Annotated in this window: 18 protein-coding genes and 3 pseudogenes; 12 read left to right on the forward strand and 9 right to left on the reverse strand. The window is 35.6% G+C overall.

Going from position 1 to position 18,278, the window contains the following annotated elements; all coding sequences use genetic code 11:
- Positions 1–68: 68 nt before the first annotated feature.
- Positions 69–325, reverse strand: a pseudogene (locus tag JFU23_RS30615) (alpha-ketoglutarate transporter); the annotation flags it as partial.
- Between the two features lie 212 nt (positions 326–537).
- Between JFU23_RS30615 and JFU23_RS20355 the strand changes: the two are divergent.
- The 3 genes and pseudogenes from JFU23_RS20355 to JFU23_RS20365 form a co-directional block, all read left to right on the forward strand.
- Positions 538–939, forward strand: coding sequence for a (deoxy)nucleoside triphosphate pyrophosphohydrolase (locus JFU23_RS20355; protein WP_000739608.1), 402 nt, complete (start codon positions 538–540; stop codon positions 937–939).
- A 113-nt stretch (positions 940–1,052) separates the two neighbouring features.
- Positions 1,053–3,941, forward strand: a complete 2,889-nt coding sequence (locus JFU23_RS20360; RefSeq protein ID WP_201032572.1) for a DEAD/DEAH box helicase — start codon at positions 1,053–1,055, stop codon at positions 3,939–3,941.
- 230 nt (positions 3,942–4,171) lie between these two features.
- A pseudogene (locus tag JFU23_RS20365) lies at positions 4,172–4,862 on the forward strand (IS3 family transposase); the annotation flags it as partial.
- Here JFU23_RS20365 and JFU23_RS20370 read toward each other — a convergent pair.
- A pseudogene (locus JFU23_RS20370) lies at positions 4,830–5,797 on the reverse strand (ParB/RepB/Spo0J family partition protein). The pseudogenes JFU23_RS20365 and JFU23_RS20370 overlap by 33 nt on opposite strands.
- A gap of 382 nt (positions 5,798–6,179) precedes the next feature.
- Between JFU23_RS20370 and JFU23_RS20375 the strand changes: the two are divergent.
- The 4 genes from JFU23_RS20375 (at position 6,180) to JFU23_RS20390 (ending at position 9,426) form a co-directional block, all read left to right on the forward strand.
- A complete protein-coding gene (locus tag JFU23_RS20375; protein ID WP_201032573.1) occupies positions 6,180–7,031 on the forward strand; it encodes a DnaD domain-containing protein in 852 nt (283 codons plus the stop codon).
- A 5-nt stretch (positions 7,032–7,036) separates the two neighbouring features.
- The gene (gene dnaB / locus JFU23_RS20380; RefSeq protein ID WP_201033300.1) at positions 7,037–8,323 is read left to right on the forward strand and encodes a replicative DNA helicase; all 1,287 of its coding nucleotides are present in this window, start codon (positions 7,037–7,039) and stop codon (positions 8,321–8,323) included.
- A gap of 44 nt (positions 8,324–8,367) precedes the next feature.
- Positions 8,368–8,529 (forward strand): hypothetical protein, encoded by a 162-nt coding sequence (locus JFU23_RS20385; RefSeq protein ID WP_201032574.1) that lies wholly within the window; start codon positions 8,368–8,370, stop codon positions 8,527–8,529.
- 552 nt (positions 8,530–9,081) lie between these two features.
- The gene (locus JFU23_RS20390; protein WP_088292405.1) at positions 9,082–9,426 is read left to right on the forward strand and encodes a DUF4064 domain-containing protein; all 345 of its coding nucleotides are present in this window, start codon (positions 9,082–9,084) and stop codon (positions 9,424–9,426) included.
- Positions 9,427–9,560: 134 nt separating this feature from the next.
- Here the strand turns inward: JFU23_RS20390 and JFU23_RS20395 are convergent, their stop codons facing one another.
- Positions 9,561–10,448 (reverse strand): DMT family transporter, encoded by an 888-nt coding sequence (locus JFU23_RS20395; protein WP_201032575.1) that lies wholly within the window; start codon positions 10,446–10,448, stop codon positions 9,561–9,563.
- 49 nt (positions 10,449–10,497) lie between these two features.
- Here JFU23_RS20395 and JFU23_RS20400 point away from each other — a divergent pair, with 49 nt between their 5' ends.
- Both JFU23_RS20400 and JFU23_RS20405 read left to right on the forward strand, forming a co-directional pair.
- A complete protein-coding gene (locus JFU23_RS20400) occupies positions 10,498–10,884 on the forward strand; it encodes a hypothetical protein (protein WP_242483529.1) in 387 nt (128 codons plus the stop codon).
- Positions 10,885–11,119: 235 nt separating this feature from the next.
- The gene (locus JFU23_RS20405) at positions 11,120–11,275 is read left to right on the forward strand and encodes a hypothetical protein (protein WP_016128825.1); all 156 of its coding nucleotides are present in this window, start codon (positions 11,120–11,122) and stop codon (positions 11,273–11,275) included.
- Between the two features lie 173 nt (positions 11,276–11,448).
- Here the strand turns inward: JFU23_RS20405 and JFU23_RS20410 are convergent, their stop codons facing one another.
- Positions 11,449–12,024 carry a TetR/AcrR family transcriptional regulator gene (locus tag JFU23_RS20410; protein ID WP_201032576.1) on the reverse strand — a complete coding sequence of 192 codons (576 nt, stop codon included), beginning with the start codon at positions 12,022–12,024 and terminating at the stop codon, positions 11,449–11,451.
- Positions 12,025–12,165: 141 nt separating this feature from the next.
- Here JFU23_RS20410 and JFU23_RS20415 point away from each other — a divergent pair, with 141 nt between their 5' ends.
- Positions 12,166–13,641 carry an MDR family MFS transporter gene (locus JFU23_RS20415; protein WP_201032577.1) on the forward strand — a complete coding sequence of 492 codons (1,476 nt, stop codon included), beginning with the start codon at positions 12,166–12,168 and terminating at the stop codon, positions 13,639–13,641.
- Positions 13,642–13,684: 43 nt separating this feature from the next.
- On the opposite strand, the gene JFU23_RS20420 is transcribed toward JFU23_RS20415, so the two are convergent.
- From JFU23_RS20420 to JFU23_RS20435, 4 genes are all read right to left on the reverse strand, one after another.
- Positions 13,685–14,212, reverse strand: a complete 528-nt coding sequence (locus tag JFU23_RS20420; protein WP_061689512.1) for a permease — start codon at positions 14,210–14,212, stop codon at positions 13,685–13,687.
- Positions 14,209–14,691 (reverse strand): hypothetical protein, encoded by a 483-nt coding sequence (locus JFU23_RS20425; RefSeq protein ID WP_050000899.1) that lies wholly within the window; start codon positions 14,689–14,691, stop codon positions 14,209–14,211. Before JFU23_RS20425 ends, JFU23_RS20420 begins: the two co-directional genes overlap by 4 nt.
- Positions 14,684–15,025, reverse strand: coding sequence for a PadR family transcriptional regulator (locus JFU23_RS20430; protein WP_201032578.1), 342 nt, complete (start codon positions 15,023–15,025; stop codon positions 14,684–14,686). Before JFU23_RS20430 ends, JFU23_RS20425 begins: the two co-directional genes overlap by 8 nt.
- Positions 15,026–15,324: 299 nt before the next feature.
- The gene (locus tag JFU23_RS20435; protein WP_000540380.1) at positions 15,325–15,471 is read right to left on the reverse strand and encodes a YjcZ family sporulation protein; all 147 of its coding nucleotides are present in this window, start codon (positions 15,469–15,471) and stop codon (positions 15,325–15,327) included.
- Positions 15,472–15,671: 200 nt separating this feature from the next.
- Between JFU23_RS20435 and JFU23_RS20440 the strand changes: the two genes are divergently transcribed.
- The gene (locus JFU23_RS20440) at positions 15,672–15,908 is read left to right on the forward strand and encodes a hypothetical protein (protein ID WP_002140614.1); all 237 of its coding nucleotides are present in this window, start codon (positions 15,672–15,674) and stop codon (positions 15,906–15,908) included.
- 59 nt (positions 15,909–15,967) lie between these two features.
- Here JFU23_RS20440 and JFU23_RS20445 read toward each other — a convergent pair.
- Positions 15,968–17,439 (reverse strand): IS1182 family transposase gene (locus JFU23_RS20445; RefSeq protein ID WP_374191756.1). Its coding sequence is split into 2 segments (ribosomal slippage): positions 15,968–16,878 and positions 16,878–17,439, totalling 1,473 coding nucleotides; the frame shifts between segments, so codons are not numbered across the junction.
- A 402-nt stretch (positions 17,440–17,841) separates the two neighbouring features.
- Here JFU23_RS20445 and JFU23_RS20450 point away from each other — a divergent pair.
- Positions 17,842–18,198 (forward strand): MarR family transcriptional regulator, encoded by a 357-nt coding sequence (locus tag JFU23_RS20450; RefSeq protein ID WP_201032579.1) that lies wholly within the window; start codon positions 17,842–17,844, stop codon positions 18,196–18,198.
- The last annotated feature ends 80 nt before the right edge of the window (positions 18,199–18,278 follow it).

An 18,278-nucleotide genomic window follows, 5' to 3' on the forward strand; every position in this document is an offset into this window, starting at 1 on the left:
ATTAATAGTGCAGAGTTATGTATTTAGTAAGAAAAGATCCACCTATTTTAAGGGGTCCCCATAATTTTTTATTTCGAACTAGTACCATTCTCTAAAGCATCTCCGTCACTCAACTCCGCATCAATCTTCAAAGATTCTGCCATACGCCAATAAGTAACAAATTTTATCGCGATACATCCAACTATATAGAAATAGAATAATGACTCAATTCGGATACTCTTTATACATAAAATAATGAACGCAGTTGTTCTGAAGAATATGGCAACTGTTATGGCGCGTACGGGAAACCTACGCCTAATGCGAGAATTTCAGTTGGGAAGTATTCAATCATGCTTTATTTTTGTAGTTACTTCTATATAATATAAAAGAGATGAGAGTGTTAGGCTAATTACATTAAAAGGGCTAGATAGGGATAGATAAAATCTAGCATACTGATTAAAAATATATTAGTCGTTAAAAGATATAAAAGGCATTTTTCAGTCTATAAGGTGTGGAAACGTAAATTATAGAGTTTCTGTGAGATTTAAGGAGGACATCATGAAAAAAAATATTTATGTTGTTGGAGCAGTAATTGTTCAAGATGAGAAAATTTTATGTGCGCAAAGAGGACCATCTAAATCGCTACCTCTTATGTGGGAATTTCCAGGTGGGAAAATAGAAGAGGGGGAAACACCTCAAGAGGCGTTAAAGCGTGAAATTGATGAAGAAATGCATTGTAGCGTGCAGATTGGTGAGCAAATTGATTATACAGCCTATGAGTATGATTTTGGTATTGTTCATTTGAAAACTTTTTATTGTAAGCTTGTTGAAGGAAGTCCGGTTCTAACTGAGCACGTAGCAATTAAATGGTTATATCCGAATGAACTAGCAGCTTTAGAGTGGGCACCTGCGGATATCCCAACTATTGAGAAATTATCAAAAGAATCGATTGTAAAGTAATTTGATTAAAAACTATTCGTTTTATGCGGATAGTTTTTTTATTGTAATAAATTTGCACTTTAAATCAGTGAGTAATACAATTAGTATAAAAATTTGTCATAAATGGTGATCATATGGAGAATTTCATTCAAAAGTTAGAAGGGTCTTTATATAAAGGATTTATTAATCAAAAACATAATCATCCTGGAATATATAAGCCTAAGTTATTAGTAAACAATACGAAGAAAAATGAAAATGTTTTAAGCTCATTGTTGGAAGAGCTTGAAAATAGTACAGCTTTTATTTTCTCAGTGGCTTTTATTACGGAAAGTGGGCTAGCGACTTTAAAATCACATTTCCTTGATCTTAAACAAAAAGGGGTTAAAGGACGTATATTAACATCTACATTCTTAAATTTTAATACACCAAAAGTGTTTAGAGAATTAATGAAACTTGAAAATGTAGAAGTAAGATTAACAAACTTATCTGGTTTTCATTCAAAGGGATACATATTTGATAATAAAACACATTGTTCATTAATTGTCGGTAGTTCAAATCTTACTGCACATGCTTTGAAGGTAAACTATGAATGGAACGTCAAGTTAACATCGCATGAAGATGGAGAGATTGTTCAACATTTTAAAAATCAATTTGAAGAAGTCTGGGAGCATTCTCAAGTTTTAACTGAAGAGTTGATTGGAAATTACGAAATAATATATGAGCAAGTTGCAGAAAATAAGGTGCTAGATCGAGTTATAGAATTACCTGGTCAATATCGTAATTCAATTGAAGAAGCTTTGAAAATTACTCCAAATAAAATGCAACAAGCAGCGTTACAAGAAATACAAGCTATTCGAGACGCTGGAAAAGAAAAAGGGTTAGTTATTTCTGCAACAGGAACGGGGAAAACATATCTTTCAGCATTTGATGTAAGAAATTTTGCACCTAAACGGATGCTATTTATTGTTCACCGAGAGCAAATATTAAATAAAGCAAAATCAGATTTTCAAAAGGTTCTTGGTGGAGCCGATGAGGAATTTGGAGTTTTATCAGGATCAAATAAGCAAATAAATGCTAAATATTTATTTGCGACAATCCAGACTATTTCAAAGGAAGAAAATTTACATCAATTTGATCCTGGGCTATTTGATTATATTTTAATAGATGAAGTTCATAAAGCTGGTGCTAGTTCTTATCATAGAGTTATTGATTATTTTAAACCGAAATTTTTAATGGGAATGACCGCTACACCTGAACGTACAGACAATTTTAATATTTATGAGCTATTCGATTACAATATTGCTTATGAAATTCGATTGCAAGAAGCACTTGAAGAAGATATGCTTTGTCCTTTTCATTATTTTGGAGTTACTGATTTTGAATATAATGGTGAAAAGATAGATGACACTACTGTTTTATCTAAGCTTGTTACGGAAGAGCGAGTGGATCATATAGTTGAAAAAGTAAAATACTATGGTTTTTCTGGTGAGAAAGTAACAGGATTAATGTTTTGCAGCCGAAAAGATGAGGCAGAACAATTATCATATGCCTTAAATAATAGAGGTTTTTGCACATTTGCATTAACCGGCGATCATTCCCAAGAGGAAAGAGAACTGCGGGTGAATCAATTAGAAAATGGCATACTGGATTATATTTTAACAGTAGATATTTTTAATGAAGGAATTGATATTCCAAGTGTTAATCAAGTTGTCATGTTAAGACAAACTCAATCAAGTATTATCTTCATACAGCAACTGGGGCGTGGACTTCGAAAACACGATTCGAAAGATTTTGTTACGATCATTGATTTTATTGGAAATTATAAAAACAACTATTTAATTCCAATTGCTCTTTCGGGAGATAGATCACAAAATAAAGATAATATACGTAGATATACAAATGATACGAGTTATATTAAAGGTATTTCAACAGTTAACTTTGAAGAGATAGCGAAAAAGCAGATCTTTAAAGCGATTAATAATAGTAATTTAACAGCAATGAAAGTATTGAAGGAAGCTTTTGCTGAGTTGAAAAATAGAATAGGAAGAATTCCATATTTATATGACTTTATAGTAAACCATTCTATTGATCCAGTTGTACTTGTGGAAGGATATTCGAACTATTATCAGTTTCTATTGAAAATGAAAGAGGATGTCCCTGCATTAACAGAGTACGAAAATAAAATTTTGACAATGTTTTCATTGGAAGTATTGAATGGAAAACGTAAAAATGAAATTACTCTGTTGGAATTATTACTAAAGCAAGAAAAAGTTGATAAAGATGAATATCTAAAACAACTTGAAAAATCTAATTGCTTAACAGATGATGATACGATTACGTCTGTGCAGCGGGTTTTTGAGTTATCGTTTTTCACACAGAATAACCAGAAAAAATATGGTGAAAAGCCAATTCTCGCATTGCAAGAAGATAATACGTACATGTTTAATGATCTAATCCGAGAAAGTTTAGAACAGAATGAATACTTTAAGTATATGGTAATGGACATCATTAAAAGTGCGAAAGAAAAGAACAAAAACTATGAGTGTGATAGTAACCTTACTATATATAAAAAATACTCAAGAAAAGATGCATGTAAACTTTTAAATTGGCACGTTGATGAGACTTCAACTATGTATGGCTATAAAACCAAATACTCTACTTGCCCAATATTTGTCACATATCATAAAAACGATGAGGTAGAATCGAGTGTGAACTATGGTGATGAATTCCTAAATCAAGATGTTCTGAAATGGTATACAAGAAGTAATAGAACATTAAAGTCAAAGGAAGTTCAACCAATTATTGATGCTAAAGAAAATAATATTGATGTCCATATTTTTGTAAAAAAAGATGATGACGAGGGAACCGACTTTTACTATTTAGGAAAAGCGAGACCTGACAAAGCAAGTGTAGAACAAACTGAAATGCAAGATAAAAAACCGGTTGTTACGATGAATATGATTATGGAGAAATCGGTGGATAATAAGCTTTATGATTATTTAAAGGATAGTAATGTTTTGTAGGTAGATTTAATTTTTAATGCTTGTCTAGCTTAAAAATGATTTACGGGATAATAGTATTAGTGGATAGGATAAGGCTGTATCAAAATGGCATTGGAGTATATTTTTGATATGGCCTTATTTATTGGATTGTAATGTGTTTTTTTGTTGGTTTTTATAGGCTCGTTTCAGTGGTGTGGATCTTTTTTTATATGCTGTAGTGTTAAAGAAGTTCTTTTGGAGGTGTTTTTCGTTTGAAGACAAGAGTTCATTACCCAGAAGAAACAAAGTGGAAAGTAATTGAGAGGAAAAAGGATGGTTATTCAAATTGTATTATTAGGGAGACTCTCGGAATTAAAAATGTTTCCCAGATTAAGACATGGATGAAATGGTATCGTATAGGTCAAACGTATCGTTTTCAACAACCTGTAGGAAAACAGTATTCTTATGGAAAAGGGCCAAAAGAGCTAAGTGAATTGGAAAAGCTAAGATTAGAAAATAAGCATTTAAAACAAAATTACTTGTATGGGGAAAGTATCTGGAAATCGAAAGGAGCTGAAACCACATACTGTTATTACTCTATGGAATGAATTAAAAATAAAATTAACCGTACAAGAATTGTGTAAAGTATTAGAATTACCACGTTCAACATTTGATCGTTGGTTACAGGTAACAGAACGCCCTAAAGACTAGAAAGTAAAGAAGGTCTGTCTAAGGCATAAATTACGGTATGGGTATCGGAGAGTGACCGCCACCCTTGGAAAAATGTGGCTGTGTATTAAGCATAAAAAAGTATTACGGATCATGAAATAATATCATATACTCTCAAAAGTGCGTCGTAAGAAAAAGAAATATATTCATGGTGCTGAACCAGTCGTAGCTCCTCATCGATTAGAACGTCAATTCGAATCATCAGCCCCAAATGAAAAGTGGTTTACGGATGTTAACTAATATTGTATGTTCTTGATGCTTTTTAATAGAAGTGGAAAATATTTTTTGAGGCGGGGCGGGTAATCCAATTTTATTAGAAATTATTTTTATTTTTCTTTGTAAATCTTTCTTTTGTATGGGAGTAAGGTGATTAACAAAGTTCTGACAGCAAATATCTATTAATTTATCGAATAGATAAAGAACCTTATGAAATACATACTGATGTACTGAGAGGGTGTATTGTTGTTTTAATAATCTTGTAAAAACAATATCTTTAAGTCTTTTGTTATTTAAATTTTCATCGTTGATCATATCGTTAATGCAATCTCTTTGTAAATCCTTTGAGGATTTATTAAATTCATCTAACGTGGTAAGTTTTTTTATACTTTCTACATTGTTAGCATTTATGCTACGTTTAATATAAATCTCTGCTACGTATTCTTTATTTTCAGGATGTATATTTGTTAAATGGTGAATCTCAGTTAATCCATGTCTTCCAGCTCCAGATTGTTCAGCTCTAATTTTCCAGTGAGTGTTAACATCTTTGCCATTAATGTATTTTTTTACAGTCCTTTTTTGTATGTTACATTGCTTAGCTATATCTTCTTCTGTGTAACCATAATCAAGTAAAAAACTAATCATTCGTTCCAGCTCATAGCCTGTTTTTTTCTTGGATTTTAATTAAACACGGAGACGTTTTAGAACCCTAGAGTCTTTTGAGGTGAGTTTTTCCACTTTGCATGTTACGAATGGAACATTTAAATGTTTTAAAGCCCAAAACGACGATAACCCTCGACTAATATAAAACAATTAGAATTTTTTTCTTCTACAATAAGTGGTTCTATTAATCCATTTTGTTTAATGCTTGTAGCAAGACTAAAATCTTCTAAATTCTTTCGGAATTCATCTTCTAGTTTAATGTGTTTTAAAGGGATGTTTTTAAATTTCAAAATAAACCACCTACTTGTTTTAGGGTTTTATTAATGGATATTCAATAGGTAATTTGTACGATTACTTAACTTATAAATTTATTGTTGCAGGTATTATTAAGAGAGTGAATACTTTTAAGATACTAAAAAGAAGAACGAGGCACCTTCCAAAACAGAACGTTCCTAATCAAACTAACCGATAACTAGCCCCTCATGAGCCCCTTACAAGCCCCTACCAAGTAATAAATCACTAAGAAAAAACACAACAAAACAAAAACAACAACAAAGACCGTAGTAGTCGTAAAAAATTTTTTGAAATAACACGCCAAAAACCCGACCTTCCTTCCTATATATAGTACAAAGAAGAAATTTTTACTTTTGAATGAAGACGGGAGGAATTCGGATGGCGGTGTATCGTACTGTGCAGGTGAATTTTTGGCAGGATGATTTTGTTTTGGATTTGACGCCGGAGGAGCGGTATTTTTATGTGTATTTGTTGACCTGTTCGAAGACGACGCAGTGTGGGATTTTTCCGTTTCCGAAGCGGTTAGCTGAGATGGAAACGGGTTATAACAGGGGGACTGTTGATAAGTTAGTGCAGCGCTTCATTGATTATGGAAAGATTCTTTATGATGCGGAGACGAGGGAGTTATTTATTTTAAATTGGCTTCGTTATAATCCGGTGACGAATACGAATGTGGAGAAGTGTGTGCTTCGTGAGCTTAAGGGTGTGAAGAATAAGGAGTTTGTACATATGTTTCTTCAGAAGTGCGTGGAGGAGGAGCTGAATGTTCCGATGCTTTTAGCGCATTTCGGTATGCCGAGTGATTTGGCTGTGGATGATGTTGATCCAGTTTGCGAGGAGACAGAGGAAGAAGATGTTATAGAGGAAGAGACGGGAAATCGCGTGTTTTCTTTTTATGAACAGCATTTCGGTAGTTTGTCTCCGCATACGGTAGAGGAACTGAGTGCGTGGATGGAAGATTTGTCAGAGGAGCTTGTGCTGAAGGCTCTTCAAATTGCGTTTGAGAATAATAAGCGGACGGTTGCTGATGTGAAGGGCATTTTGAGAGATTGGCATAGGAAAGGTTTTACGAAAGTTTCTGAGGTTGAGGCGGATACGGCGAGCTTTAGGAAGAAGGAGTCGTCTGTTAGTACGGGGGAGACGGAGGAGTTTTTGGCGAGGTGTGAGGAGTGGGAGAAGAATGCGCCGTCAGAGGAAGAGTTGCAGCGCTTTTTAGCGGAGCGCGGGTAGCGTCCATGAGTATTCAAAATGTGGAGGCGGAAAAGACGGTGTTAGGTTCTCTATTACTTGATGGAGAGCTTATTAAGGAGTGCCGTTTGACGGAGCAGTATTTTTCTCTGTCGGTGCACAAGTCTATATTTCAGTTAATGCGAAAAATGGAAGAAGAGGGGCAACCGATTGATCTTGTGACGTTCATTTCTAGGGTAGATCCGAAGTTTTTAGAGGGGATCGGGGGAATGGAGTATTTTATAGGGTTAATGGATGGTGTACCTACAATTGCCAACTTCTCTTATTATGAGGGGCTTGTTCGAGGTGCTTGGAAAATGTATCAGGCTGGTGTTCTTGGGCGCAAGATGGGAGAGCGTCTTATTGCGGAGAAGAATGAAAAAATTATTGGTGAGACGATTACGGAACTTTGTGAGTTAGAGGAAAAGGACTATGTATGTGAGTTTGATTTGAAGGATGCTTTAGTTGGTTTGTATGAAGAGCTTCATCAAGATACGAAAGAGAATACTGGTATTGAGACTGGTTATATATCGTTAAATAAGATGACGTGCGGATTGCAGGAAGGTGATTTTGTCGTTCTTGGAGCGCGTCCTTCTATGGGGAAGACTGCGTTTGCGTTAAATGTTGGGCTACATGCGGCGAAGTCTGGAGCGGCAGTTGGGCTGTTTTCATTAGAGATGAGTAGTAAGCAACTGTTAAAAAGGATGGCGTCTTGCGCGGGCGAAGTGTCAGGAGGTAGGCTGAAAAATCCGAAGCATCGTTTTACGATAGAGGACTGGGAAAAGGTGAGTAAGGTGTTTGCGGAGATTGGTGAGTTGCCACTTGAGATTTATGATAAAGCAGGTGTTACAATGCAAGATATTTGGATGCAGACTCGTAAGTTAAAGCGGAAGCACAGTGATAAAAAGCTTTTAGTCATTGTGGATTATTTGCAGCTTATTACGGGCGATCCAAAGCATAAGGGCAATCGATTTCAGGAGATTAGTGAGATTTCTCGTAAGCTTAAGTTATTAGCGCGTGATTTAAATGTTTGTATAATAGCGTTGTCGCAATTGTCTCGTTCCGTAGAGTCACGGCAAGATAAGCGTCCTCTTTTATCAGATTTAAGAGAGACGGGACAAATTGAGCAAGATGCGGATGTCATTATGCTTATGTATCGTGAAGATTATTATGATAAGGAAACGATGCAGAAAGAGATGACGGAGATCCATGTGGCGAAGCATCGTAATGGGCCTGTGGGCAGTTTTAAGCTGAGATTTTTGAAGGAGTTTGGAAGGTTTGTGGAGATTGGATGATAAAATAGAAGAAGGCATATAAAAAGGTAAAGGAGTGGTTACGGTTGACAAAAGTAGGTCGTTTATCCCGCTATTTGTGGGCAGTAAAACTCCCACCTCAAAATTCGGCTGGAGCAAAGGAGTTAGGTGGGAGATCAACTGCCCGTAAACGCCCGATTGGTTTAACTAATAATCAGTGGGGGATGAACAAAACCCCCACTGATTAAAGTTTCACTTTATATGAGCAAGAGAAGCAAGAAGAAATAGATAAAGCTCTTTCTGCAGCTGGAATGCTCTTTAAGGGAATGAATATAGAGGAAGTAGCTAAGAAATTAGATGTAACAATTGAAAAGGTGAAAGAGTGGGAGAAGCGTTTATCCCATTAAAAGGGAGCAATGTTTAGTGTTGCTTCTTTTTTATTTCTTGTGTGACATAATGCGACAAAATTTGAGTCGTAATTTTGTTAAGATGTGCTTGGGAATCTTACTTTATATGTAATGGAAGGTAGTTGAATATAAAAAAGTTAAGGACACTTGTTTGAGGGAGTGCTGTGGTATTCAGTTTAGTAGTCTGTCATAGTAAGACAGGTGATTCTGTAACAGGGAAAGGCGGGGATACATACGAGTATACGGTTGTGGCGTTTGGAGTATGAAACTGATTGTCGCTAGTTGGATAAAAATAGTAACGGAGACTTTGGAGCAAGTATATGGGATAATGTCGCCGGAAATTTGCTGTAGGTAAAACACAAATAGGAATGAAGTAAGGAGCGGGTATTGAAAATGAAACGTACAACAGAATTTGTATTAGGACTTATTGGTGGTATTTTCGGTATTTTATGCGCATTTATTGCGTTATTTATTGGTGGGCTTGGTTCTGCTTTGGATGCGGATGGAGCGAATACACTTATCGGTTTAGGATGGGGAAGTGTTCTTCTCTCTATATTAGGAATTTGTGGATCTGTTGTAGTGAAGAATAGAGCCAAGCTTGGCGGTGCGATGATGACAATCGCTGCAGTTGGTGGATTAATTTGTATTTCTTTCTTTTATATTTTACCGGCTATTCTCCTGTTGATTGGCGGGCTAATGGGAATTTTGCGTAAAGAGAAAGTGCTAGTTTCTGCATAATAACGTGTAACTGTTACATGCCATTCATCTAGTCTATGTAAAATAATAGGTTGAAAATCTAAATACCCGACTATTATATGAAATAATAGTCGGGTATTTGTTTTTTCTAATGAACCGCAGATGTGTGTAGTTACCTATTCTATATTCTTCTTATAATTAGGCCTCAACAAACTCTTAAAATCCATCTCAGCAATCAACACACTTAACAATATAAGCGTCGCCCCTAAATACCCTTTTCCTGTGAGCGTTTCGCCTGTGAAAACGAAGGCAAATCCTGCCGAAAAGACAGGTTCTAATGAAAAGATAAGGCCTGTATGTGTAGGCGTCGTGTATTGCTGGGCGATAACTTGCACGATGAAAGCGACTGCGGTACAAAATATGCTTAAGGCTAATATGATTAGCCATGAGTCGATCGTGCTGGGAAGTTTTGGGGTTTCCATCACTAATGAAAAAATAAGACTAAATAGGCCGACGAAACCGAGTTGTATGACCCCAAGTGCAATTGAATTTACATGTTTCGTTACGCTTCCAGTAATGATGACGTGAATCGCATAAAATAAGGCGGACAGTATGCAAAATATATCACCGTTACCGATCTTGAATTCACTAGTTAATGTTAGTAATCCGATTCCTATTATCGTTAAAATGATTCCTAATATAACTTTCTTTTCAGGAATGTGTTTTAAAAATATAGCTGATAATATTGGAATGAAAATGACTGTGAGACATAGTAAGAAACCGGCATTAGATACACTTGTATACTTTGTACCGAATGTCGCAAAAATGTAAACGATAAATAAAACAGAAGCTAGTATAAAGGCATATTTTACAGTTTTTAAATCGACTTTGAATAAATGTTTGTAAAATATTAAACCTGATAAAAGAAAGGCAATAATAAATCGTAATGCGATTAAATTATATTCTTCTATGCCATCAAGTCCAAGCTTTGTAAGTAGGATGGATGCACCCCAAAAAAATGTAACTAGTAGTAGCATTAAATCAGCTTTTAATTGAATTTTCATTTCTATTCCCTCGTTATGTATAATTTATGATTCCATACCCCTATCCCCATTGTTTATTTTAATATTAATTCTGAATATTTGGAACAAAAATTTATCGACGTTTTATTCTATAGTTACGTACGACTTAACGTTATCTACCGCAAAAACATTAGCGAAGTTAAATCCAGACATGACATTCATTTACGTATCCGGTAGCGGCACAGATAGTACAGAATCAGGACGTACGATATGGGCGAGAACGGAAAATGAGTTATTACGTTTACCTTTCAAATCTGCGTATATGTTTAGACTAGGATTAATCATTCCGGCAAATGGTGTGAAATCAAAAACGAAACTGTACCAATTAATGTATGATGTGATGAAGCCCTTTAATCCTCTGTTGAAGCGATTCGGCAGTGTGATAACTTCTGAGCAGTTGGGAAGAGCTATGGTGTGAGTTGGGAAAGATGGATATTCTCGTTCAATCATTGAAAGTGCGGATTTGAAGAAGATTGGTAAATAATAGTGTTTATATAAAAGCCTAGTTTAGAAGGTTTTTTTTTCTATGTAAAATTTCATTTGTTTTGTTTACATAATATCTTTACAATCGTTTGGTAAAATATATTTAACTGCATATTGTGAGGGTGGGTGGTTATCCCTTCTTTCTATTTGGAAGGAAAGGAGGTGATAATATGGAGTTTTTGTTCGATCTTGTAAAAGAGTTTGTGAAAGCGACTGTACGTGAAGTTTCAGCGTATTTTTTGCGGAAGCAACTTCTGGATAAGGACAACAAAAAACCCACTCCGCGCCGTAGGAAGCAAAAGGGTGGGTTTCGTAAAAAGAAATAACTTATAATAACTACCACCCTATACGGTAGCAGTTAGGGAAGAGATGTTAGCGCATCTCTTCTTTTTATTATATGCCATTTTATTCGATGTCACACTTATATAGTATTCTACGGAAAATATATCATATTCCTATTTTGTGGTCAATTTGATTACATGAGCGGAAATTTGTAACACTATTCTTCTTCAAACTGAAAAATATCCCGGTTAATAAGTTGGTGAAGATATTGGTCCATTTCAGCAGCAGAAACGCTTCTTTCATTTTTAAACCACCACGCACTTAATGAGGTGATTGCCCCTGAATAAAATTCAATGATTAAATCATTGGACATCGTATGATTTTTACACAGTTGATTTAACGCTTCTATTTCTTGTTTTCTCGTTTCATGACTTAAATACTGTGTCCGGTTAATAAATTGTTCATCAGACATTTGCGTTTCTAATATTTTACCGATTTCTTCATGATGTAGAAATTGTTCCATTACTTGAAATGGTTTACTTAATCGATCTGAAACCGGTATTCCCGCAATCATCTTGCTGTATCGTTTAAATCCAAATGCTAATAAAGCATCTTTATCTTCGAAGTGTTTATAAAAGGTTGTTCGGTGTACCATCGCACGGTCACATATTTGGTTAATCGTGATAGTACCATATTTCTGTTTTGATTGCGTCATTAATTCAAATAAGGAATCCCATAGTAATTTATGTGTACGTCTAATACGTAAATCAAGTTGTTTTTCATTATCATTCATCTACAATTCTCCTTTTTTGTAGATTAAATATACAATGGCTGAAAATTGATTCTCTCTTTTTAATCTACATATGTATATTATATTACATGTGTTCCGGTGTATTTAAATTTTTTTAGTAAGAAACAGGAGGAGAATCTGTAAATGAATATGACAACAAAGAGCCCTACAAGTGGCAAAGTTGATACTTCTAATATGAAACATACCCCGATTTTAATCGCATTACTTTTAGGGACAATGGTTGCATTATTAAACGAAACGTTACTTGGTAATGCGTTAACTGTATTAATGAAAGAATTTGACGTAACAGCTTCAACAATCCAATGGCTTTCTACAGCATACATGTTGGTGGTTGGGGTTTTAGTCCCGATTACAGCGTTACTTCAGCAATGGCTCACAACGAGACAAATGTTTTTGATCGCTATGGTAACGTTTTTAGTCGGTACATTAATTGCGGGATTTGCACCGACATTTTCTGTTTTATTAATCGGCCGTATCGTCCAAGCTGTAGCGACAGGGTTAATTTCACCGTTATTAATGAATACGATTTTACTTATTTGTCCACCTGAAAAGCGCGGTGCCACGATGGGATTAATCGCACTTGTGATGATGTCCGCTCCGGCAATTGGTCCTACATTATCTGGAGTAATCGTTGATTCATTAAATTGGCGCTGGTTATTCTATATTGTCATTCCTATCGTGATCATTTCAATTATGATTGGGATGAAGTACATTCAGAATGTTTCAGAGTTAACAAGGCCAAAAGTGGATTATCCATCTATCCTTTTATCGACATTAGGATTTGGAGGGCTTGTGTATAGCTTTAGTGCATCGGGTGATTTAGGATGGTCTGATGCGAAAGTGTATGGCACTTTAATTGTTGGGCTTATCTCATTATGTATTTTTGTCGTTCGACAATTGAAAATTGAGAATCCAATTTTAGAATTACGAGCATTTAAAGTTCCGATGTTTACAATATCAGTTGGATTGATCGTCATTGTGATGATGTCGTTATTTTCAACGATGACTTTATTACCGATGTTCCTACAAACAGTTTTACTCGTTACAGCTTTTAAATCAGGAATCATCATGCTTCCGGGAAGTGTTATTAGCGCCATAATGGGACCAATCGCAGGTAAACTATTTGATAAATTTAGCCCGAAAGTTGTTATCGTTCCCGGCATTGTGTTAGTGGGTATTGCAATGTTCTTATTTAAAGGCATTACTCCTGACACATCAATGGTACAAATTATTGTCATGCATAGCGTATTAATGGTTGGACTCATGTTCGTAATGACAGCACAAACATACGGTTTAAATCAATTAACACCAGATTTATATCCGCACGGAACAGCACTGTTTAATACGTTACAGCAAGTAGCTGGCGCAATTGGTACAGCTATCTTTATTTCGAAAATGTCTTCAGGAACAACTAAGTATATGGAAAGCTCAGCAAATCCAATGGATCCAGTAGAGAAGTTAAATGGTTTAACATCTGGATTCCAAGGTGCATTTACACTAGGGTTAATCTTTATCATTATTGCTTTTATCGTATCGTTGTTCTTAAAAGAAGAGAAAAAGGAAGTAAAGGCAGCGAGGGTTTTACAGAACGAAAATTAAGGTTCATATTAAAAAGACATCTTTACAAGATAAAGATGTCTTTTTACATTTCTTTCGTAATATCATACTGCAACAACTGCCGTTGATCATAAAACTTCTCAAAAACGATGCCCATTACGTAGAAGAACAACAGACCGAAGCAAATGTGAATGAGCGTAAAGGTAGCTCCGAATGAAGAAAATTCATACACCATAATCGGTAATTTCGCAGTTGTCCAAACGCCTAAGAAAAATACGATGTACCTAATGCTGGCGCCTTTTTTTAATAGTAGTGCTGCAATCGGAAAGGCAACATAGAGGGGACCAGCTGCAATGCCGCCTAATAATAGGGAGAATAATATTCCATATATGCCGGACTTTTCTCCCATGTATTTCATTAGCGTTTCTTTCTTCACCCACTGATCAAGTAACCCTACAAATATTAGGACAGGGGGGAGTAGAAACAACATATCTAAAATGCTATTCCCCGTTAATTGTAATGCGCTCCATCCTAAAGATTGGTTTATAAAAGTTAGAATGATAAGTCCAATCAGCAAAATGAAAAAGAAGCGATATCTTTTTAGTTCATTCATACCATCACCACCCAAATGATATATGAGAATAGGAGTGACATGAGTAATGCAGATGCATTACGAGCGTAAGCAAAGCTTCGTCCGAATATCTTTTGTTCCATAGGCAAGGTTGTAATTCCTACTGACATTAGTGTAGACATGAGTGCCGCAACTTGAGGAAGACCTGCGCCGTGCTGTACTAACGTATTACCAAGTGGGAACACGATAAAGCTTGGGATAAGTGCCACAGATCCGAGTAGTGCTGAATAAATAATACCTAAAAATCCAGACTGTTCTCCAATGATGGAAGAGATGAAGGACGGCGTTAAGATAGAAAGTGATAGTCCAACGAAAAGCATAATGGAGAGCATGGCAGGGAGAAGGTTTTGAAATATTTTCCATGATTTTAATAGGGCAAATTTCGTTTTATTCCGATCCTTCATAAAAGAAATCCCCGTAAGAATAATGGCCAAAGTGTAAAGGATAGCGCCATTAATCATGATTAGATTCCTTTAAGTCTTTATATTTGTCTAAGAAAAATGATAAGTTTTTCATTTTTTCCTCAATATCCATTTGAAAATCCGCTAATTGTTCTTTTCCGGCCGTAGTAATTTTGTACATCTTTCTCGGCTTATCTGGAACTGATGTACTTACATAAGATTCAATAGCACCTTCGTTTTCTAATTTCTTCAGCGTGCGGTAAAGGATGGCACTATCAATTGGATTGACCGGAAGTTCTTCCACGCATTTCTGAAGTAGCTGTCCGCCATAGTTATCACCTTCTGCTAAAAATAACAAAAGAAATGCACCTGTATGTCTTCCTGTATGTTTCATGAATATACCTCCTAGAATGAATTAGAATATATACTGTTAATGACAGTATACTGTTGTTAACAGTATATGGTGCATGAAGTGCTATGTCAATTTTAAAATGTTATTGAGGGGAAATGGCAATTCATGTTTTAATCTTGTTAAATAACAAAATAAAAGCCTACTGTTTTCTTGTGACAGTGGCTTTCATAGTTGGTAAACTACTATATTACGCTTAGGGAATCTCGCCTTTTGATAGTAACATATATATGTTAGCCCGATATTGAGAAATAAAAAAAAGACACTCTCAAGAGTGCCTCTTATTAGCAGCCGAATCCGCCGCCCCAACAGCTAGCTCCAACGATGATTAATAAGATAAAGAGCACAACAAGTAAGGCGAATCCACCGCCAAAACCACAGCCTCCACCACAACTACCACCATAGCCTCCACAACTACCACCATAGCCCATATTAACTCCTCCTTCCATAAAGTCCATATATTAATGGATTTATATCACTTTATGTTTTTACGGATAAACTTGAGCAGGTCCTTTTGAAAAAATAAAAGTACTCGGTATTTTAAAAGAGTTGACGAACTTATTTTTGTCACGAGTATTCCGCTTATTACATATGGTATTTTATTCTGTGCATTGGGGGAAAGGAGATCGTTATGGCTAATTCTGAGATGATATTACGTTTACTTACGGATTTAAAGATTGAGCAGCAAGCTTTAAAAGAACAGCTGGAGAAAATGCAAACAGCTTTGAGTATTCTTGAAGAAAAACCAACTATTCCTGAAGAGAAATCAACTACTCTTCAAGAGAAACCAGTTGTTACAAAGCAACGTGGGCATTCTGGGTTTCCAACATCTTTTCGTGATTGGAGAGCATCTTCTCAAAAGAACTAAGGAATCCTATTATAGTGAGTTATACAAAATCACAAATGAAAAAGTACAGTCTACTGTAGTTAATACAGACAGAGTGTTGGGAAACCCTTTAGGGTTCCCAACACTCTGGAATCTTTTTTGATTTTAGCGAAAGAAAACAACAAAAAATAGTAGAATTTAGAAAAATAGCCCTCCACCAACCCCTTTTTGGTTAGATGGAGGGCTATTTTTTTCATGTTTTGACAAGCGGCGGTGAGGTAAGCCTGCATTTGGACAGATTTCAGCCCTCGAAACCGAGCATATCGATAGCCATGTAGTTCTTTTGCATCCGCAAAGCTTCGCTCTATAGTTGAACATCGTACTTTATACAACTTTTTCCCTGTAGCTGTTAGTTTGTTTTTTCTAGCGATATCTTTATATTTCTCCCATATATGATGGGTGATAACTTTTTGTTTTTGTTTCTTTGAAAAGCATACCTCACGTAGCGGACAAACAGCGCAGTCTTCTGGATTCGATTTATATTGACGATATCCTTCGCGATCCGTTGTCGCATATTCTAAAATACATCCCATCGGACAAGCAAATGCATTCATTTCTTCTACATATTTAAATTGGCTTTTCGGTACTTCTTTATTTCTCTTTCCAAATCGGCGATACCCCATCACCATAAATATATTTCTTTCTGATAACTTCTTACAGATATATCCTGTAAAATAGCCTGCATCAAGAGCTACAGCTTCCACTTCAAACCCGAATTTATCAACTTGAGCTTGTAGACGTGCTAAATACGGCTCGGAATCTGCCATATTTCCAGCCGTTATATAGGTATCTGTAATAATATTGTACTTCGCATCAGTCGTACGATGATCTAAAAAATGAAAACCGTTCGGTTTTCCATCTCTCATTAAAAATCCACTATCTGGATCCGTTGTACTTATCCGAGTTTTTTTAGTAGGGGTATCACTTTCCTTTCTAGGTTTTAATTCTTTTTTCCGTGCGCCTCACGATCTTCGATTACCGCAGCTTCTAGTTCATCTATATAGAACTTTGCCTTTTCTTTTTTATATTTATGTACAAATTTATTTTTATTGGCATTGGCCTTAATGTGTGTGGAATCTGTCATCAACGCACGTCCTCCTACCATACGGCGCTCCGTCGCTTGTCTCACAATCTCATCAAAAATTTCTTCGAAAATATTTGTATGAACGAAACGAGTACGGCGATTCCAACTGATTGTAGAATGATCTGGAATTGTATCTGATAGAGAGAACCCTAAAAACCAACGGTAGGCAATGTTCGTTTTAATCTCCTTTTCCAATTGACGCTCAGAACGAATACCATAAAAATATCCAATAAACATCATCTTAAATAAAACGATAGGATGGATTGACGGACGGCCATTGTTTTCACAATAATAAGGGCGTAACTTCTCCTCAATAAAATCAAAACTAATTGTCGCTTCAATCGCACGAAGGAAATGATCTTGTGGAACCAATTCTTCTACAGAAACAGATACACGCTCGTCGCGATGATTTTTTAAAGCACCCATCATAAGAAATCTCTCCTTTTCCTCTTTTTTATCAGTGTTGACACATAAAAAGAGGTTCAGACACAAAAATAGGCTGTGGAGAAGGCTTTCTCCACAGCCTGAAATAAACAAGACACTTTACAGTGTCTTGTTTATTTAAGTTATGCGCATTACTTAATAAGACGTTAGTTTCTCATCCTGAACATGAGTAACTATGTAGGGTGGTTTAATTATAACATTTTAACCAGTAATGGGTCTATATGGAATTTTCAATAGTTGTTTTTAATTATTCAGAATGATACATGTGGTGAAAGGTATATATTATCTATAATAATTGTATATATAACTAGCCTTGTAATGAGTTTCTACTATATTTAAAATTGAAATATAAATGAAAAGAAAAGCACAAAGAAGGGGCTGTGGAATATGGGCGCTTGGGGAACTGGATTATTTGATGATGATACAACTTGTGATGTGAAGGATCAGTTTATTGAGTACTTAGATGAAGGAAACAGTGCAGAAGAAGCAACTAAGCTCGTTTTAGAAGAGTATTTAGATGAGTTCGATATTGATGAAGATTTAGAGGAGATGTCTTTAGTGTTCATCGGTCTTGCGGCAATACAACTGGAGAAAGGTTGTATTCAAGATGAGGTTCGCAGCAATGCGATTACATTAATCGAACGCGGAGCTGATCTTGAACTTTGGGAAGAAGCCGGTGAGGAAGATTATGATGAGAGAAAGAAAGTTTTAAATACATTAAAGCAGCAGTTGATAAACTGTTAGTATTTTGAAACAGTAGAAAAAGAAGATTTGAAAGATTTATCACCTGCTGAAAATAATGAGAAGGAAAGGGTATTAGAAAA

This window comes from Bacillus sp. TH50, assembly GCF_016650565.1.
Taxonomy (GTDB): Bacteria; Bacillota; Bacilli; order Bacillales; family Bacillaceae_G; genus Bacillus_A; species Bacillus_A mycoides.

Coding starts and splice junctions, on each gene's coding strand:
- JFU23_RS20355 (WP_000739608.1), top strand. CDS start 538: ATGAAAAAAAATATTTATGTTGTTGGAGCAGTAATTGTTCAAGATGAG.
- JFU23_RS20360 (WP_201032572.1), top strand. CDS start 1,053: ATGGAGAATTTCATTCAAAAGTTAGAAGGGTCTTTATATAAAGGATTT.
- JFU23_RS20375 (WP_201032573.1), top strand. CDS start 6,180: ATGGCGGTGTATCGTACTGTGCAGGTGAATTTTTGGCAGGATGATTTT.
- dnaB (WP_201033300.1), top strand. CDS start 7,037: ATGAGTATTCAAAATGTGGAGGCGGAAAAGACGGTGTTAGGTTCTCTA.
- JFU23_RS20390 (WP_088292405.1), top strand. CDS start 9,082: ATGAAACGTACAACAGAATTTGTATTAGGACTTATTGGTGGTATTTTC.
- JFU23_RS20395 (WP_201032575.1), bottom strand. CDS start 10,448: ATGAAAATTCAATTAAAAGCTGATTTAATGCTACTACTAGTTACATTT.
- JFU23_RS20405 (WP_016128825.1), top strand. CDS start 11,120: ATGGAGTTTTTGTTCGATCTTGTAAAAGAGTTTGTGAAAGCGACTGTA.
- JFU23_RS20410 (WP_201032576.1), bottom strand. CDS start 12,024: ATGAATGATAATGAAAAACAACTTGATTTACGTATTAGACGTACACAT.
- JFU23_RS20415 (WP_201032577.1), top strand. CDS start 12,166: ATGAATATGACAACAAAGAGCCCTACAAGTGGCAAAGTTGATACTTCT.
- JFU23_RS20420 (WP_061689512.1), bottom strand. CDS start 14,212: ATGAATGAACTAAAAAGATATCGCTTCTTTTTCATTTTGCTGATTGGA.
- JFU23_RS20425 (WP_050000899.1), bottom strand. CDS start 14,691: ATGATTAATGGCGCTATCCTTTACACTTTGGCCATTATTCTTACGGGG.
- JFU23_RS20430 (WP_201032578.1), bottom strand. CDS start 15,025: ATGAAACATACAGGAAGACATACAGGTGCATTTCTTTTGTTATTTTTA.
- JFU23_RS20435 (WP_000540380.1), bottom strand. CDS start 15,471: ATGGGCTATGGTGGTAGTTGTGGAGGCTATGGTGGTAGTTGTGGTGGA.
- JFU23_RS20440 (WP_002140614.1), top strand. CDS start 15,672: ATGGCTAATTCTGAGATGATATTACGTTTACTTACGGATTTAAAGATT.
- JFU23_RS20450 (WP_201032579.1), top strand. CDS start 17,842: ATGGGCGCTTGGGGAACTGGATTATTTGATGATGATACAACTTGTGAT.